A 17,490-nucleotide genomic window follows, 5' to 3' on the forward strand; every position below is an offset into this window, starting at 1 on the left:
ACAGACCGCCGCATGTTGAAGTTTTTCAAATCCTTGATCGCCTCGCCGGACGAAGGCATCCCTGCCATCTCCTTGCGCGTGCCCGAGGGTGAGCGGGTCTATGCCATCGGCGACATCCATGGCCGGCTGGACTTGTTCCGCCGCATGATCGCCATGATCGAGCGCGACGAAAGCGTCCGCGACGTGGCGAAGACCACCGTGATCCTGCTTGGTGACCTGGTCGACCGCGGCCCCGACAGCGCCGGTGTCATCGCCGCTGCGCGAGACTGGGCCGCCCGCCGCGACGTGCGCATCCTTGCCGGCAATCACGAGGAAATGTTTCTCGACTCGTTCGACCACGACGAGACGCTGCGCCATTTCCTGCGTCATGGCGGGCGCGAAACCCTGCTGAGCTACGGCCTCACCCCCGAAGACTATGCGGCGATGACGCTGGAGGAGATCCGCGCCGCGATGCCCGCTCTGGTGCCCGCCGCCGACGTCGCGTTCCTGCGCAGCTTCGAGGACATCATCCGGATCGGGGACTATGTCTTCGTCCATGCGGGCATCCGTCCCGGCGTGGCGCTGTCGGCGCAAAACCCGCTCGACATGCGCTGGATCCGCGGGGAGTTCATCGCGGACCGCACCCCGCGCGACTTCGTCGTGGTTCACGGCCATACCATCTGCGAAGATCCCGAAGTGCACCCCTTGCGGGTCGGCATCGACACCGGTGCCTATGCCTCGGGCCGCCTCACCGCGATCGGGCTCGAGGGCGAATCACGCTGGCTGATCGAGGCGGCGGGAGCCCCCTCCCCCACGGGATGAACCCGTCGAAATGGCCGTCAAACTGCGGTCACGGGCTCCGTTCACCGCATTTGCACAATATGTCTGCTGCCGTTGCGAAGACGCCACAAACTCATGGATTGTGGCGTACATTCGGCAACGATTGAAACATCTTGGCTCAACCCTGGTGGTTTTTGTATAAATCGTGCGCGCGTTGCAGGATGTTGAAATCTGCAAACGAAATTTGTCATTTTAGTGTCACAAGAAACGAGTCAGGGAAACCCGCCGGGTGGCTGACACCATCGGCGCGCTGTTTCCTGTCCCCGGCTCGGGTGAGGTTGCAGTGCAGTAGCTTCCATCGGCTGTTGCGACGCACCAGCCACGACATTGCAACGGGGACACCAATGCACCGCTCGAATCTCTACGCCGGCACTGCGCTGGCGCTTGGCATGGCCTTCGTCGCCACGCCCGCCATGGCCCAGTCGACCGGCTCGGTCGATTTCGAACAGCAATCCATCGTCGTCAGCGCCCATGCCGCCAAGTCGGTCAATGGCGTCCAGCTGCCCGACACGCCCAAGGCCAAGCAGGTCCTCGACCAGGCGATCATTTCGCACCAGACCCCCGGCCAGACGATCAACGACATCATCAACCTGGTGCCGGGCGTCAGCTTCCAGAACAACGACCCGTTCGGTTCGGCCGGCGGCAAGCTGTTCATCCGTGGCTTCGACAACAGCCGTATCTCGCAGACGTTCGACGGCATGCCGCTGAACGACACGGGCAACTACGCGCTCTACTCGAACCAGCAGCTCGACCCCGAAGTCATCGAGCAGGTCAACGTCAACCTCGGCACGACCGACGTCGACTCGCCGACCGCCTCGGCCTCGGGTTCGACCGTGAACTATCGTTCGCGCATGCCCACCGAAGATTTCCACGCGCGCCTGCTCGGCTCGGTGGGTGACTTCCGCTTCGCCCGCATGTTCGGCGAGATCGACACCGGCAACCTGACCGCCTCGGGCCTGCGTGGTTTCATCACCGCCTCGAGCGCGACCAACAATGCCGTGTTCGGCGGTATCGGCAAGATCAACAAGCAGCAGCTGAACGCCAAGCTGTACCAGCCGCTCGGCTCGAACGGCGACTTCATCATGCTCGCCGGCCACCTCAACAAGAACCGCAACAACTTCTTCGGTTCGGTGCCGATGTGGACCGAGAACTACGGCACGCGCGTCGTGGGCGGTGGTTCGGGCAACCGCTACCCGCTGAACGGCGACGAGCGCTTCTACCAGACCGCTCGCTGCCTTGTTGCACCGGCCCGCGCTGGCCTGGCCGACACCGCCAACACTTGCGGTTCGGACTACGAGTACCGCTTCAACCCGTCGGACACCGCGAACATCCGCCTCAACAGCCGCTTCACGCTGGCTGACGGCCTGGTGCTGACGGTCGACCCCTCAATCCAGTGGACCAGCGCCAACGGCGGCGGTACCGCGGTCGGCACCGAAGCCACCACGCGCGTCGGCACCACCGCCGGCGTCGTCGGCTTCAACGGCACGAACTACTACTTCGGCCGCGACCTGAACGGTGACGGCGACCTGCTCGACACCGTGCGTCTCCTGGCTCCCAGCCAGACCAAGACCGCGCGTATCGGCCTGCTCGCCTCGCTGCGCTACGACATCAACCCGGACAACACGATCCGCGTTGCCTACTCGTACGACCGTGGCCGTCACAAGCAGACCGGCGAGCTCGGCTACCTGCGCGACAACGGCTTCGGCGCCGACTACTTCACGTCGGAAAACGCGCTGATCGACTCCAAGGGCAACATCGTCCAGAAGCGTAACCGCCTGTCCTACGCGATCCTGCACCAGGTCTCGGGTGAATATCGCGGCACCTTCGATGCGCTGACCGTCAACGTCGGCCTGCGCGTGCCCTTCCTGAAGCGCAACCTCACCAACAAGTGCTTCACCACCGGCGCTGGCGGCGGTGTGGCGTGCTATGGCGATGCCGGCGATGCCGCCGTCGTCGGTGCGGCCAACCCCTACGTCGTCAGCCCCGTCACGGGCCTGCCGACCGGCGGCTGGGCAGCTCCGCAGCAGCGCATCTTCAACTACAGCAAGCCGCTGCCGACTGCGGGCCTCGTGTTCCGCATCAACCCCGCCGCCAGCATCTTCGCGAACTACTCGCGCGGTCTGCAGGTGCCCGGCACGGACAACCTGTACAACTCGTTCTACTTCCCGCGTAACAACCCGGCGGCTCGCCCGGATCCGGAAACCACCGACAACTTCGATGCCGGTGTCCGCTATCGTTCGGGCAAGGTGATGGCGCAGGTTTCGGCCTGGTACACCATCTACCAGAACCGTCTGGCCTCGTCGTTCGACCGTGACCTGCAGGTCACGATCTATCGCAACCTCGGCCGCGTGGACAAGTACGGCTTCGACGGCTCGCTGGCCTATTCGCCGATGCAGAACCTGTCGATCTACGCCTTCGGTTCGTACCTGCACTCGAAGATCCGCGACAACGTCGATGCCGGCACCTGCACCGCGACCAACGTGACGCTGGGCATGCTGGGCTGCACCGCCGCGGGCAACCAGGCGTTCCTGCAGACCGCCGGCAAGCGTGAGTCGGGCGCGCCCGTCTACACCTTCGGTGGCCGCGTCGACGGCACCGTCGGCCCGCTGTCGCTGGGCGTGCAGGCCAAGCGTACCGGCCCGCGCTACGTGAACGACCAGAACCTGCCGTTCTACGTCAACAACAACAACAGCAAGCTCGAGATCTTCCCCGCGAAGACGCGTGCCTACACGGTCGTGGACCTCGACGCGAAGCTGGCGCTAGACAAGGTCGCCTCGATGTTCAACGAGCGCACCTTCCTGCAGCTGAACGTGACCAACCTGTTCGACGTGAACTACGTCGGCGGCTTCGACGGCACCTCGATCAGCCAGCAGACCAACGGCAACCCGATCACGTATGCGCAGCTCAGCCCGCCGCGTACGCTGATCGCGACCGTCAGCTTCGGCTTCTGATCCAACGCGATGCCGCTCTTCCCCCGCGCGGGGGAGAGCGGCTCTTGTGCTGACAGAGAAAAGGCCCCTGCCGCATCCCGGCAGGGGCCTTTTTCATGAGTCACGTCCGTCTCTTTCGGACAGGCGCGAGCGGGTCATCGCCCCGTGGCATCGCTCCCGTCCGACAGCGGCGCGGGCAGCGAGACGGCTGCACTCGCGGCAGCGGGCTGCACTGCCGAGGCGCGGATCCCGCCACCCAGCGCCGTGAACAGCGCCACCGTGTCGGTCAGACGCGCCGCACGCGCAGCCACGAACTGCGCGCGGGCGGTCTGCGCCGTAGCACTGGCGTTGAGCACCGCCAGTGTCCCGACACTGCCGAGCTCGAGCTGGCGGCGGGTGAAGCCGAGGCTCTGGCTCGCCGCCTGGTTGCCATGCTCGGCGACGTTGAGCGCGGTGGCGTCGGTGGCCAGCGCGGTCAGCGCATTGCTGACGTCGGCAAAGGCCTGCAACGCCGTGCCCTTGTACTCGGCCTTCGCGGCCTCGAGCGCATCCTTGGCCGCCTGCTCCTGCTTCTTGAGCGTGCCGCCGTGGAAGATCGGCGCGACGAGCCCACCGAGGATCTGCCAGAACGGGTTGCCGCTGGCGAACATGCGGCCGAAGTCCTCCGCCGTGCCGCCGGCCGTTGCCGACAGGGTGATCTGCGGCAGTCGCGCCGCCATCGCCACCTTGACGTCGGCCGCCGCGCCTTCGAGCGTCGCGGCCGAGGCCGCCACGTCGGGCCGGACGGCAAGCAGGTCTGCGGGCAGCGCCACGGGAAGGTCCGCCGGCAATGTCAGGTCGTCCAGCCCGGGCAGCTGCCCTGCCGGCTGGCCGGGTGCGCTTTCCAGCGGCGCGCCCGGTGCCTGGGCCAGCAGGACCGACAACGCCGCAAGGTTCACGCCGCGCTGGCGCAATAGCGGCGGCATCTGGCCCTCGATCGCCGCGACCGCCGCGGTCTGCGCGGCAACATCGGCGTGACCCACTGCCCCCAGCTTCTCGCGCGTGTGCAGCAGCGTCAGCACCTGGAGGTTGTTGTCGACCGCCTCGCGCGTCGCCGCGATCTCGGCGTTGAGCGCGGCGTTCTGGATGACCGCCAGCACGACATTGCCCGCGACCAGATTGCGGATGCCTTGTGCCTGCGCCTCTGCCACCGCGGCCGCCGCCTTGGCCGAGCGCAGCCGTGCCGCGCCGCCGCCGAAGAGGTCGGGGGCATAGCTCACGCTCACTTGCGCGGTGTGCAGCGAAAAGACCTGCGGGTCGGGATTGGACAGCGGTGTCGACAGCGTCTGCGACAGCCGCTGCCGCTCGCTGGTCAGCCCGGCGTCGACCTGCGGCAACAGCCCGCCGCGCGTCGCCCCGACGAGCGCCTGGGCCTGCGCCAGCCGCGCCTGCGCCGCCTTGACGTCGGTGTTGGCCGCCAGCGCGCGCTCGACCAGCGCATCGAGTGCCGGGCTGCCGAAGGCATGCCACCAGTCCTTGGCCACCGCCGCGCCGGGCCGGATCATCTGCGGCGCCGTGTCTCCTGGCGCCATCGGCGCATCGAGGATGCGCGCCGGGGCATTTCCGGTCACGCTCGGCGGCAGTGGAACGTCGACGCTGGCGGACACCGGCGGCGGCGCCTTTGCCGCCGCCGCGCCCGACAGCATCAGGGCGCTGACAGCGACGCCCTGCACCAGGGCAATGCGCGCGATACGGATCATGCCGGTTCTCCATCCTGTTCGAGGGCCGGAGCCGTGGTCTCCCCGTCCGCAGTCCGCTTGCGCGCGGCCGCGACACGGCTGGAGAAGCGGTTGATGAGCAGCGGCAGCACCAGCAGGATCAGCAGCGGCGCCATGGTCATGCCGCCCACCACCACCAGCGCCAGCGGCTTCTGCACCTGGCTGCCGATGCCCGTGGCGACCGCAGCCGGCGCAAGGCCGATCGCCGCGACGAGGCAGGTCATCAGCACCGGGCGCAGCGAGTTGGTCGTCGCGTGGCGCAGCGCGTCGAGTTGCGCCATGCCTTCGTCCATCGCCTGGTTAAAGCTGGTCACCAGCAGGATGCCGTCCATCACCGCGATGCCGAACAGCGCCACGAAACCGATCGCTGCGGAGATCGAGAACGCCGTTCCCGTCAGCATCAGCCCGAGCACCCCGCCGACCACCGCCATCGGGATCACCGAGAAGGCGAGCAGTGCATCGCGCAGCGAGCGGAAGTTGATGTAGAGCAGCCCGAACATGAGCAGCAGGCTCAGCGGCACCACGATCTCCAGCCGTGCCACGGCATTCTTGAGGTTGCTCATCTCGCCCGCCCATTCGAGGCTGTAGCCCGGCGGCAGCGGCACGTTCTTGGCGATGCGCGCCTGCGCTTCCTCGACCGCGCTGCCGAGGTCGCGGTCGCGGACCGAGAACTTGATCGGGATGTAGCGCTGCTGGTGCTCGCGATAGATGAAGCTTGCACCGGTGGTCAGGCGGATGTCGGCGAGTTCCGACAAGGGCACGGCGATCGTCGTCCCGTCGGGCGCGGTCGCCCCCACGGTGATGCGCTTCACCGCCTCGAGGCTGTCGCGCTGGTCGGCCTGCAGACGCACCACGATCGGGAAGTGCCGGTCGGTGTGCGGCTCGTAAAGGTCGCCCGGCGAGGTGCCGCCGATCGCGGCCTGCACGGTCTGGTTCACGTCGTCGACGCTCAGGCCATAGCGTGCCGCCTTCTCGCGATCGACGTCGATCCGCACGGTCGGCTGGCCCAGCGACTGGAAGATCCCGAGATCGGTGATGCCGCGCACCTTGGCCATCTGGTCGCGCATCTGCCCGGCGATCTTCTCGAGCGTCTCGAGATCGGGGCCGAACAGCTTGACCGAGTTCGCGCCCTTCACGCCCGAGGCCGCTTCCTCGACGTTGTCCTCGATGATCTGCGAGAACGAGAAGTCGACGCCGGGATACTTGGCCTGGAGCTTGGCCGAGAGGTCGGCGACCAGCTTCTCCTTGTCCATGCCCTTGGGCCATTCGTCGAACGGCTTGAGCGGCACGAAGTACTCGATGTTGAAGAAGCCGGTGGCGTCGGTGCCGTCATCCGGGCGGCCATGCGCCGACAGCACCGAGGTCACCTCGGGATACTGCATGATGTCGCGGCGGATCGCCCGCGCGGTCGGCTCGCCCGCATCGAGCGAGATCGCCGCCGGCAGCGAGGCGCGGATGTACATGTTCCCTTCCTCGAGGTGCGGCAGGAACTCCACGCCCAGCGATCGCACGCCGACGAAGGCCCCGATCACCATGAGCGCACCCGCGCCGATCGCCAGGAACTGGTTGCGGAAGGCAAAGGCGGCCATCGGCTCGTAGATCCGGCGGATCCGCGAGACGAGCCACGTTTCGGCCTCGTCCAGCTTGTCGGGCAGCATCAGTGCCGACAGCACCGGCGCCACGGTGAAGGTCGCGAGCAACCCGCCGATGATGGCATAGGCATAGGTCTTGGCCATCGGGCCGAAGATGTGGCCCTCGACGCCGGTCAGCGTGAACAGCGGCAGGAAGCTGGTGATGATGATCGCGGCGGCAAAGAAGATGCCACGGCTGACTTCACTGCTCGCGCCCAGCACCGATCCGATACGGCTGGCGAAGGTATAGCGTCCGCCCTCCTCGGTTTCGACGTGATGGGATCGCTCGGCCATGTGCCGGAATATGTTCTCGACCATGATGACGGTCGCGTCGACCACAAGCCCGAAGTCCAATGCACCCACCGAGAGCAGGTTGGCGCTCTCCCCCTGTATCGTCAGGATCAGCACGGCGAAGGCGAGCGCGAAGGGAATGGTCGCGGCCACGATCAGCGCGCTGCGCAGGTTGCCGAGGAACGCCCACTGCAGGATGAAGATCAGCAGCACGCCGGCGACAAGGTTTTCCATGACCGTGCGCGTGGTCACGCCGATGAGGTCCGAACGGTCGTAGATCCGCTCGAGGTGCACGCCGGGAGGCAGCACGCCGGTCGAATTGATCGTATCGATCTCGGCCTTGACCGCGTTGATCGTCGGCATCGACTGCGCGCCGCGGCGCATCAGCACGATGCCCTGGACGATGTCGTCATCGGCGTTGAGCCCGGCGATGCCGTTGCGCGGCATGTTGCCGATCTTGACCGTTGCCACGTCGCGCACCAGCACCGGCGCGGTGCCGTCGCGGCCCACGGGGGTGTCTTCCAGCGCATCGACCGACTGGATCAGGCCGATGCCGCGCACGATCGCGCTTTGTGCGCCGAAGTTGATGGTCTGGCCGCCGACGTTGGCATTCGCCTTGCCGAGCGCGGCGATGACTTGCGCGACGGTCAGGTGGTGGGCCTGCAGGCGATCGTTGTCGACCACCACGTCGTAGCTGCGCAGCTTGCCGCCCCATCCCGTCACGTCGACCACGCCGGGAATCGCGCGGAAGCGGCGCTGCAGCACCCAGTCCTGCAGGGTCTTGAGGTCCTCGACCGAGTAGCCCTTGGGCGCGGCGATGCGATAGCGGTAGATCTCGCCCACCGGGCTGGTCGGCGAAATCGTCGGTACCGCGCCGCCCGGCAGCTGCGGCAGCTGCGCCAGGCGGTTGATGACCTGCTGCTGCGCCTGCTCGTAATTGAAGTCGTAAGTGAACTGGATCTTCACGTCCGACAGACCGAACAACGAGATCGCGCGGATCGCGGTCATGTGCGGCAAGCCCGACATCTGGACCTCGATCGGGATGGTGACGTTGCGTTCCATCTCCTCGGCCGACAGGCCCGAAGATTGAGTCACGATTTCCACCATCGGCGGCACCGGGTCGGGGTAGGCCTCGATGTTGAGATTGTAGAAAGCGATTCCCCCCGCCACGATCATGACGAGGAAGAATGCGACCACGGCCATGCGCTGGCCCAGCGCATAACGAACCAGATTGACCATCAGTCGAGCCCCGCTTCGTTCACGAAGATCGCGCCCTGGGTCACGACCTTCTCGCCGGGGTTGAGGCCCGAGACGATCGTCACGCGGCCGTCATGGCTCTCGCCGGTGACCACGTCGCGCACCTTGACCCGGCCCTTGCCCTGCCAGACCCAGACGCGGGCGCTGTCGCCCTCGTGAATCACCGCCTCGGAGGGCAGGCTCAGCAGACGCGGCGCGGCCGCAACGGCGGGGACCTCCTTGTCAGGGGTCTCGATCGTGAAGTTCGCGAACATCTGCGGCTTGAGCGCGCCGTCGGGATTGGCGATCGTCGCGCGCACCTGGAGGCGGTGCGAGACCGGGTCGATCTGCGCGCCGACGTTGTCGATCGTCGCGTCGATGGTGCGGCCCGGATAGGCCGTGGCGGTCACGACGACCTTGTCGCCGATATGCACGCGCGAGGCATCGCTTTCCGCCACTTGCGCCACCAGCCACACGCGCGAGAGATCTGCGATCAGGAACGAGGGCTGGCTGCTGCCGCCCGCTCCACCGCTGACATACTGGCCCTGCGCGATCGCGCGGGTGACGACCACGCCGCCGATCGGCGCGCGCATCACGGCATCGCCGCCGCCACCGCCATTCGCGCCGAACACCGACAGCTTGGCCCGCGCCGCGGTCATCGCCGCGTCGGCGATGCCGAGCTGCGACTGCGCGGCGACCAGGTCGCTGCGTGCCTGCTGCAGATCCTTGAGCGCGCCGCCCGCGCTGCGATAGACTTCCTCGGCGCGCGAGGCGTTCTCCTGTGCGACACGCACCTGCGCTGCCGCACTGGTACGCTGGGCGAGCGCGGCCGCCAGCGCATTGCGCGCATCCGCAATGTCGGTGGTCCGCACCGACAGCAGCGGCGTGCCGGCGCTGACGCGGTCGCCGTTCTGCACGAAGACCTTCTGGACCTGGCCCGAATAGGGCAGGAAGACCGGCGTCGAGCGGGTCTCGTCCACCGCGATCTGACCGCTTGCGCCCGTCCGCGCGAACCCATCGTCCGCGCCCACCGTCTCGATCTTGAGGCTCTTCACCTGGCCGTCGGTCAACTGGACCTCACCGGCCGGCAAGGGCGCCGGCGCGGCGGCCGGCTGGTGCATCCAGGCGTGGATGGTGGTGGCTCCCACCGCCACGAGGGCGACGGCAGCGACGGACAGAGCCAGCACCCGGATCTGCCGGGCACGGGTCATTTGCGGCACAGCGTGGTCAAAGTTCATCGCGCAGGGTCTTTTCTTCGGTCCAAAGGGCGGTTCGGCGGCGCCGGCACGGGGCAGGCACACGACGATCCGATTGCAGCCCTTTGGCCGAGGCCCTGCGACCGCCCGCTGGCTGCCGCGTTAAATTCCGGTAATGCAGGGTCTAGGCATCTGCGCGACAGACACATCCTGCACTCATGTATAGGAGATCCTGGGCGAAGCCCTGCGCCCGTCCCCTGCCCCCGTACCGTTCGGGTTGAGCCTGTCGAAGCCCCCCACGCGCCGCAGGCCCGCCCAAACAAAAACCCCCGCTGTTTCCAGCGGGGGCCTTGTCGGATCAGGGTCGGATCAGGAGGAAGGCAGTCGCCCGATCAGGCGGCCTGTTCCTTGCCCTTGAGCACCTGGACGGGTTCCTTGCGGCCCTCGACCACGTCCTTGTCGACCACCACTTCGGTGACGCCTTCGAGCGTGGGCAGGTCGAACATCGTGTCGAGCAGCAGCCCTTCGACGATCGAGCGCAGGCCACGTGCGCCGGTCTTGCGTTCGATAGCCTTCTTGGCGATCGCCTCGAGCGCGTCGTCGGTGAAGGTCAGCGCCACGTCTTCCAGCTCGAACAGCTTGGCGTACTGCTTGACCAGCGCGTTCTTGGGCTCGCGCAGGATCTTGACCAGCGCCACGATGTCGAGATCGTTGAGCGTCGCGATCACCGGCAGGCGGCCGATGAACTCGGGGATCAGGCCGAACTTGAGCAGATCTTCCGGCTCGGCCTTCTGGAGCAGTTCGCCCACGCGGCGCTTGTCGGGATCGGCGACATGCGCGCCGAAGCCGATTGAACGCTTCTGCAGGCGGTCGGCGATGATCTTGTCGAGGCCGGCAAAGGCACCGCCGCAGATGAACAGGATGTTCGTCGTGTCGACCTGCAGGAATTCCTGCTGCGGATGCTTGCGCCCGCCCTGCGGCGGCACCGACGCGGTCGTGCCTTCCATCAGCTTGAGCAGCGCCTGCTGCACGCCCTCGCCCGACACGTCGCGCGTGATCGACGGGTTCTCGGCCTTGCGGCTGATCTTGTCGATCTCGTCGATGTAGACGATGCCGTGCTGCGCCTTCTCGACGTTGTAGTCGCTGGCCTGGAGCAGCTTGAGGATGATGTTCTCGACGTCCTCGCCCACGTAGCCGGCTTCGGTCAGCGTGGTGGCATCGGCCATCGTGAACGGCACGTCGAAGGTCTTGGCGAGCGTCTGCGCCAGCAGCGTCTTGCCCGAGCCGGTCGGGCCGACGAGCAGGATGTTCGACTTCGACAGTTCGACATCGCCGCCCTTGCCGCTGTGCTTGAGGCGCTTGTAGTGGTTGTGCACGGCCACCGACAGCACGCGCTTGGCGCGGTCCTGCCCGATCACGTAATCGTTCAGCGTCTCGAAGATGTCGCGCGGCGTGGGTACGCCACCATCCTTCTTGCCGGCGATGCCCTGCTTGGTCTCTTCCCGGATGATGTCGTTGCACAGCTCGACACACTCATCGCAGATGAAGACCGTCGGGCCGGCGATGAGCTTGCGCACCTCGTGCTGCGACTTCCCGCAGAAGCTGCAGTAGAGCGTGCTTTTAGAGTCCGATCCGGAAAGCTTTGTCATTCTTCAATCCCAGGCGCCCCTCCACGAGAGGCCGGCCCGGTTATCCTACTACCACAAGGGTATTAATCAACCGGGCCAGAAACGAGGTGATCCACCCTGCTCCCGCGTCCCTTTCGCAATGCTTAAGGGGCGGGCGCAGAATGATTAATCAGGCGGAAGGCGCGCCGCCCGTGCCGCTCTCCACGCCGGTCTGTTCGGATTGGGGACGCGATTCGAAAACCTTGTCCACCAGGCCGAAGGCCTGCGCTTCGTCGGCTTCGAGGAAGGTGTCGCGGTCCATCGCGCGTTCAACTTCCTCCAGGCTCTTGCCCGTGTACTTCACGTAAAGGTCGTTCATGCGCTTCTTGATGCGCAGAATCTCGCGGGCCTGGATCTCGATGTCCGAGGCCATGCCCTGCGCCCCGCCCGAAGGCTGGTGGATCATGATGCGCGCATGCGGCAGCGCGATGCGCATGCCCGGCTCGCCGGCGGCAAGCAGGAAGCTGCCCATCGAGCAGGCCTGGCCGATGCACACGGTCGACACGCGCGGGCGGATGTACTGCATGGTGTCATGGATCGCCATGCCCGCCGTGACGACGCCGCCCGGCGAGTTGATGTACATCGAGATGTCCTTCGACGGATTTTCCGATTCGAGGAACAGCAGCTGGGCGACGATCAGCGAGGCCATGTGATCCTCGATCGCGCCGGTGATGAACACGATGCGCTCGCGCAGCAGGCGGCTGAAGATGTCGAAGCTGCGCTCGCCACGGCTGGTCTGCTCGACAACGACCGGGACGAGCGCGCCGGTCACCGGGTCAATGTTGAACTTACCTTGGGCAGAGCGGCTGCCGAGCACGTCGAGCATGGGAATCCTCATCTGGTTGCGATCGCCTATGTCGCGTGCCAGCCGAGGATGTTCAAGGGCATTAAGCGCAAATGCGCGGGAATGCGTGGATAGCCGCAGGGAATCGGGAAAGGTTAGGCGGCGACACGCGCGCGCAGGGCTTCAAGGGCCGCAAGTTGCGCTTCCATCGCCCGCAAGCGCGCCTCGGTCCGCGCCATCTGCTCGCGCAGCGCGCGCGACCGGCGAAGGCCGGGCACGAAGCGGGCGAGAAACCGTCCGGCATCCCCAAGGCTTGCCGCGACGGCATCGAGCAGTCCCGGCTGTGGCACGGCCAGGGCCTGTCCGCGCGGCAGGGGCGTGCGATCGTCTGGTGCGGATACGGGGGGTGCCGATGCAGGCGCGATGGCCGGGGTGGCACAGACATCGGGCGGCGTGGGCCGGAGCAGCACGGGCTCTCGCGGCAGGGCCTCTGGCGGCATCGGAGCGGTGGCAAAAGTCTCGGGCTTGTCCGCCTTATCCTGCTTTGCGCGACGCGCCATCTCGGCCGCTGCCGCCGCCCGCCGCGCCGCCTTTCGGGCAGACTTCGCCTTCTGCGGACCCGCCGCCTTGCGCCGCTGCGGCGGCGCATCCCGCTGCGGGGTGCGCTCGTCCGGCAGTCCACCCGGACGCCCCGCCGGGGGCACCAGCGGCAGACGCGGCGGCGAGAGCGGCAGCGGCGCCGGAATGAGGCCAGCGGGCCAGGCAGCGGTGGTGATGATCGCGCCCCGCCGCGGAGGCAGGATCAAGTCGGCGGGAAACGCCGGCGGCATCGGCCTTTGCAGCAGGAACGGCGCTGGTGCCGCGCTGCCCCCGCCGGGCGGCGGCGCCCCACGCATGGCATTCGCCGATCGTCGTGATGTGTTTGATGTGGTCTGCTTGGCGCCGCCAGCGCGGCGATTGCGCACGGTAGGCATCGGGTGATCCCCCTCTGGGCGTTCCGATGCCCCGATTCTCTCACATCCCAACAAGGCGCCAATCCGTACGATGCCTAAGTATGGCACCGATACGAAAAGGGGCGCGACCGTTGCCGGCCGCGCCCCTTTCGGTTTGCTGGAAAGCGTTAGCCGATCAGGCGTCGTCGCCCTCGGCAGCAGCCTTCTTCTTGGCCGGAGCCTTCTTGGCCGGCTTCGCCTCGCCGTCGGTCGCTTCGCCTTCGGCGGCGTCGTCGGCCTTCTTGGCAGCCTTCTTCTTCGCCGGCTTGGCGTCGGCATCAGCCGCTTCGCCTTCGGCAGCGTCGTCGGCCTTCTTGGCGGCCTTCTTCTTCGCCGGCTTGGCTTCGGTCGCAGCGTCGGCGTTCTCTTCGGCTTCGATCGCGGCCTGCAGCTCGTCACGCGTCACTTCGCGCTCGGTCACTTCGGCCTTGTCGAACAGGAAGTCGACGACCTTGTCCTCATAGAGCGGCGCGCGCAGCTGGGCAGCGGCAAGCGGCTCCGAACGCACGTAGTCGACGAAACGCTGGCGGTCCTGCTCGCGGTACTGCTGCGCCGCCTGGCGGATCAGCATTTCCATTTCCTGCTGGGTCACCACCACGCCGTTGGCCTGGCCGATTTCCGAGAGGAGCAGGCCGAGGCGCACGCGACGTTCCGCGATCTTGCGGTAGTCGTCCTTCTCGGCTTCGATTTCCTTGAGCGCGTCCTCGGGGTTTTCCTCGTTCTGCGCTTCCTGGCTCAGCTGTTCCCAGATCTGCGAGAACTCGGCTTCCACCATCGAGGGCGGCACGTCGAAGTCGTGGCCGGCGGCGAGCTGGTCGAGCAGCGCGCGCTTCATGGCGGTGCGGGTCAGGCCGGCAGTTTCCTGCTCGAGCTGGCCCTTGAGCAGGCCGCGCAGCTGCTCGAGGCTCTCGAGGCCGAGCGACTTGGCGAAGTCGTCGTTGGCGACGAACTCACCCGGGTTCTTCACCGCCTTGACCTTGATGTCGAAGGTGGTTTCCTTGCCGGCGAGGTTCGCGGCCGGGTATTCCTCGGGGAAAGTCACGGTGATGACCTTCTCGTCGCCGGCCTTGGCACCGACGAGCTGCTCCTCGAAACCGGGGATGAAGCGGCCAGCGCCGATTTCCAGCGCCTGGTCTTCCGCCGCGCCGCCTTCGAACGGCTCGCCGTCGAGCTTGCCGAGGAAGTCGATGATCAGCTGGTCGCCGTCCTTGGCTTCAGCGCCTTCTTCGGCGTCGGTGAAGCTCTTCTGGCCGGCCGCGATGCGCTCGACGGCTTCATCGACCTGCGCGTCGGTGACGGGCACAGTCAGCTTTTCCAGCTTCAGGCCTTCGAGCGAAGGGGCCTCGACCTTGGGCAGCACTTCGAGGCTGACGGTCAGCGTGGCGTCCTTGCCTTCCTCGTAGCCTTCGCCGAGCGCGACGTCGGGCTGCATCGCCGGGCGCAGCTGGTGGTCGGCCACCAGCTTGTCCATGGCTTCGCGAATCGTCGTCTGCAGCGCTTCCTGGTGCAGGGCCGGGCCATGCATCTTGCGCACGAGGTTCGCGGGGACCTTGCCGGCGCGGAAGCCGGGCATGCGCACCTGCGGAGCGATCTTCTTGATTTCACCGTCCACGCGCGCCGCGATGTCGGCGGCCGGAATGGTCACGGCATAGGCGCGCTTCAGGCCCTCGTTGCTGGTTTCGACGATCTGCATCCTGATCCAACTTTCTCGACTGGCGCCGCCCTCGGGCGCCTCAAAATCCGTTCGGATTCGGCCGGGCGAATCTGGTGCGGGCGAAGGGACTCGAACCCCCACATCTTGCGATACTGGAACCTAAATCCAGCGCGTCTACCAGTTTCGCCACGCCCGCATCCGGCAAAAAGCGAGCGGTGCCCCTATCCCAGCACGTCGAAAAGCACAAGCCCGGCGCTGGCCCGATGGAACGCTGGCCGGATGGAACAAGGCGCCACGGGTATCCGTTGACCCCATGACCAATTGGAAAGGACCGCGACCCATGGCCAGCACCCCTCCCCCCGATCGCATCGATCCGCAATCGCCGCCCGACGTGCCGCCGGTGATCACCCCCGACGAGGCACCGATGGAAGAGCCGGCCGAAACGCCGCCGGTGACGCCCGACCGTATCGACCCGTCAACGCCGGCAGAAATCCCGACGGCCGACTGATCGCAACCCTTCTTGAAACGGCAAGGGCCACCCCGGCACGATGGCTGGGGTGGCCCTTGTTTTATCTGGCCGGCGTCAGCGCAGGCTGGGAGGGCCGCCGAGCCCTGTCATGCGGACCAACATCGCCAGCCAGCCGGCCCTCCGAGCCGGCACGACCTGCGCCGTATTGCCGCATTCGAGACAATAGGCCTGTGCCCCAGCCGCGCCAGTCAGGCGATCGAGGTCGGCCAGCATGCGTGCGCCCAGCGCCTGCTGCCGCAGCGCGATCAGACCGGTCACGTCGGTTGCGGCATGCGCGTCCTCGCTGCTGCTGCCATCGTCCATGATGCTGGCGAGGAAACCCTGCCAGCCGCCCTGGTTCGCGCCCAGGTACTCGGCATGCCAGCTGTCGAGCTTGGCAGCCTTGGCGGCATAGGCCAGCGCGTCCTCGATGCCGCCGAACTGGTCGACCAGCCCGATCTGGCGTGCGATGCCGCCATCCCACACCCGCCCTTGCGCGATCGCGTCGATCTGCGCCGGGGTCTTGTGCCGCGCGGTGGCGACAAGCGAGAGGAAGCGCGCATAGAAGCTCTCGACGCCGGCCTGCGACAGCGCCTCGACCTCGGGGCTGAGCCCGCCGAGAATGTCGGGCTGCCCGGACAGCGGCGTCGTGCGCACGCCATCGGAGGTGACGCCATAGCTTGCCAGCGTGTCCTCGAAGCTCGGCACCACGGCGAACACGCCGATCGAGCCGGTGATCGTCGCCGGCTCGGCGAAGATGCGGCTGGCCGGGGTGGAAACCCAATAGCCGCCGCTTGCCGCCAGGTTGCCCATCGACACCACCACCGGCAGCCCCTTGGCCTTGGCTCGCACGATCGCGGCGCGGATGCGCTCGGCCGCGGTCACCGAACCGCCCGGTGAATCCACCCGCACGACCAGCGCGGCATAGTCGCCGCTCGCCACCGCCTTGTCGATCAGGTCGGCAATGCGCGTGCCGCCTGCGCGGCCCGGGCCTGCTTCGCCATCGACGATCTCGCCGGCGACGGTGGCGACGGCAATGGCCTTGCCGGCCTTGGGCTCGGGCTTGTCGGCCAAGTATTTCGCCAGCGTCGTGCCCTTGTAGCTGCCCGCGGGCCCTTCCTTGTCGTGACCGACCAGGTCGCCCACGCGCTCACCGAACGCGGCCTTGTCGCCCACCTTGTCCACGAGCCCGGCTTTGACCGCGGCCTGCGCCATGTCGCCGCCGCTTTGCGCCAGCCACCCCTGCGGATCGCGGGTGACGCGGTCGATGTCGGCCTTGGGCCGCGCCTTCTTCACCTCGTCCTTCCACGCCTGCCACAGCGCGCCATAGACACCGGCGAGGTTTTCCTTGGCCTCGGGCGAGGCATCGCTGCGGGCATAGGGCTCGACCGCGGACTTGTACGTGCCGACCTTGAAGATGTGCGCCTTGATCTTGAGGCGGTCCATCAGCCCCTTGTAGTAGAGCTGCGCCCCCCCCGGCCCGGTCACGATCGCACCGCCGATGGGATCGACCCAGGCCTCGCTCGCGTGCGCGGCGATCTGTACGGCATCGTCGGTATAGAGCAGTCCGCGCACCAGCACCGGCTTGTGCGCGGCGCGAACCTTGTCCATCGCCGCGCCGATCCGGCTGAGATGGACCTGGCGCCCGCCGCCGAACCGCTCGAGGTCGAGGACCACGGCCTTGATCCGGCTGTCGTCCGCCGCGGTCTCGATCGCCCGCGCAACGTCGCGCGCCTGGTATTCGCGGGTCGGCGCCGCACCCGAGAGCAGCAGCTGGCTCGGCTGGATCGCGCTGCGTTCCTCCACCACCGGGCCATCGAGCGCGATGGTCAGTGCGCCGTCCTCCACCGCGCCGGGCACCGGGCGTAGCGTCAGGGCCGCGTAAAGCGCCCAGAAGAACAGCAAGAGGAACAGGAGGACCAAGCCATCCTTGATCGCGACGAGGACTTTCCAGACCGAGCGGGCAAATTTCATGGGGGATATCTAGCCAGCCGCGCCGCTCGGCGCCAGCCGAAAGACTTGCCG

At 67.1% G+C, this 17,490-nt stretch carries 11 protein-coding genes and 1 tRNA gene; 3 read left to right on the top strand and 9 right to left on the bottom strand.

Features of this window, described 5'->3' with window-relative positions:
- Window positions 1–33: 33 nt before the first annotated feature.
- Window positions 34–801, top strand: a complete 768-nt coding sequence (locus V7Q48_RS01785; RefSeq protein WP_333835895.1) for a metallophosphoesterase — start codon at window positions 34–36, stop codon at window positions 799–801.
- 362 nt (window positions 802–1,163) lie between these two features.
- Window positions 1,164–3,770, top strand: a complete 2,607-nt coding sequence (locus tag V7Q48_RS01790) for a TonB-dependent receptor (RefSeq protein ID WP_333835896.1) — start codon at window positions 1,164–1,166, stop codon at window positions 3,768–3,770.
- 134 nt (window positions 3,771–3,904) lie between these two features.
- Here the strand turns inward: V7Q48_RS01790 and V7Q48_RS01795 are convergent, their stop codons facing one another.
- From V7Q48_RS01795 to V7Q48_RS01830, 8 genes are all read right to left on the bottom strand, one after another.
- Window positions 3,905–5,488 (bottom strand): efflux transporter outer membrane subunit, encoded by a 1,584-nt coding sequence (locus V7Q48_RS01795; RefSeq protein WP_333835897.1) that lies wholly within the window; start codon window positions 5,486–5,488, stop codon window positions 3,905–3,907.
- Window positions 5,485–8,667: an efflux RND transporter permease subunit gene (locus V7Q48_RS01800; RefSeq protein ID WP_333835899.1), complete on the bottom strand. Its 3,183-nt coding sequence runs from the start codon at window positions 8,665–8,667 to the stop codon at window positions 5,485–5,487. Before V7Q48_RS01800 ends, V7Q48_RS01795 begins: the two co-directional genes overlap by 4 nt.
- Window positions 8,667–9,875: an efflux RND transporter periplasmic adaptor subunit gene (locus V7Q48_RS01805; protein ID WP_333835901.1), complete on the bottom strand. Its 1,209-nt coding sequence runs from the start codon at window positions 9,873–9,875 to the stop codon at window positions 8,667–8,669. The genes V7Q48_RS01800 and V7Q48_RS01805 overlap by 1 nt, the downstream gene beginning before the upstream one ends.
- 377 nt (window positions 9,876–10,252) lie before the next feature.
- Window positions 10,253–11,509 (bottom strand): ATP-dependent Clp protease ATP-binding subunit ClpX, encoded by a 1,257-nt coding sequence (gene clpX, locus V7Q48_RS01810; RefSeq protein ID WP_333835903.1) that lies wholly within the window; start codon window positions 11,507–11,509, stop codon window positions 10,253–10,255.
- A gap of 148 nt (window positions 11,510–11,657) precedes the next feature.
- Window positions 11,658–12,353 carry an ATP-dependent Clp endopeptidase proteolytic subunit ClpP gene (gene clpP, locus V7Q48_RS01815; RefSeq protein ID WP_333836009.1) on the bottom strand — a complete coding sequence of 232 codons (696 nt, stop codon included), beginning with the start codon at window positions 12,351–12,353 and terminating at the stop codon, window positions 11,658–11,660.
- 113 nt (window positions 12,354–12,466) lie between these two features.
- Window positions 12,467–13,117, bottom strand: coding sequence for a hypothetical protein (locus V7Q48_RS01820; protein WP_333835904.1), 651 nt, complete (start codon window positions 13,115–13,117; stop codon window positions 12,467–12,469).
- Window positions 13,118–13,439: 322 nt separating this feature from the next.
- Window positions 13,440–14,996, bottom strand: a complete 1,557-nt coding sequence (gene tig, locus V7Q48_RS01825) for a trigger factor (RefSeq protein WP_333835905.1) — start codon at window positions 14,994–14,996, stop codon at window positions 13,440–13,442.
- A gap of 72 nt (window positions 14,997–15,068) precedes the next feature.
- A tRNA-Leu gene (locus tag V7Q48_RS01830) sits at window positions 15,069–15,153 on the bottom strand.
- A 144-nt stretch (window positions 15,154–15,297) separates the two neighbouring features.
- Between V7Q48_RS01830 and V7Q48_RS01835 the strand changes: the two genes are divergently transcribed.
- Entirely contained in the window at window positions 15,298–15,465 is a 168-nt protein-coding gene (locus tag V7Q48_RS01835; RefSeq protein ID WP_333835907.1) for a hypothetical protein, read from the top strand.
- A 75-nt stretch (window positions 15,466–15,540) separates the two neighbouring features.
- Here the strand turns inward: V7Q48_RS01835 and sppA are convergent, their stop codons facing one another.
- A complete protein-coding gene (gene sppA / locus V7Q48_RS01840) occupies window positions 15,541–17,439 on the bottom strand; it encodes a signal peptide peptidase SppA (RefSeq protein ID WP_333835908.1) in 1,899 nt (632 codons plus the stop codon).
- Between the last annotated feature and the right edge of the window lie 51 nt (window positions 17,440–17,490).

The sequence above is a fragment of the Novosphingobium sp. genome, assembly GCF_036803765.1.
GTDB lineage: Bacteria > Pseudomonadota > Alphaproteobacteria > Sphingomonadales > Sphingomonadaceae > Novosphingobium.

Bases quoted from the DNA above. Each gene is read 5' to 3' on its own strand.
- tig (WP_333835905.1), bottom strand. From the start codon at position 14,996: ATGCAGATCGTCGAAACCAGCAACGAGGGCCTGAAGCGCGCCTATGCC.
- V7Q48_RS01800 (WP_333835899.1), bottom strand. From the start codon at position 8,667: ATGGTCAATCTGGTTCGTTATGCGCTGGGCCAGCGCATGGCCGTGGTC.
- clpX (WP_333835903.1), bottom strand. From the start codon at position 11,509: ATGACAAAGCTTTCCGGATCGGACTCTAAAAGCACGCTCTACTGCAGC.
- V7Q48_RS01795 (WP_333835897.1), bottom strand. From the start codon at position 5,488: ATGATCCGTATCGCGCGCATTGCCCTGGTGCAGGGCGTCGCTGTCAGC.
- V7Q48_RS01790 (WP_333835896.1), top strand. From the start codon at position 1,164: ATGCACCGCTCGAATCTCTACGCCGGCACTGCGCTGGCGCTTGGCATG.
- V7Q48_RS01835 (WP_333835907.1), top strand. From the start codon at position 15,298: ATGGCCAGCACCCCTCCCCCCGATCGCATCGATCCGCAATCGCCGCCC.
- sppA (WP_333835908.1), bottom strand. From the start codon at position 17,439: ATGAAATTTGCCCGCTCGGTCTGGAAAGTCCTCGTCGCGATCAAGGAT.
- V7Q48_RS01805 (WP_333835901.1), bottom strand. From the start codon at position 9,875: ATGACCCGTGCCCGGCAGATCCGGGTGCTGGCTCTGTCCGTCGCTGCC.
- clpP (WP_333836009.1), bottom strand. From the start codon at position 12,353: ATGCTCGACGTGCTCGGCAGCCGCTCTGCCCAAGGTAAGTTCAACATT.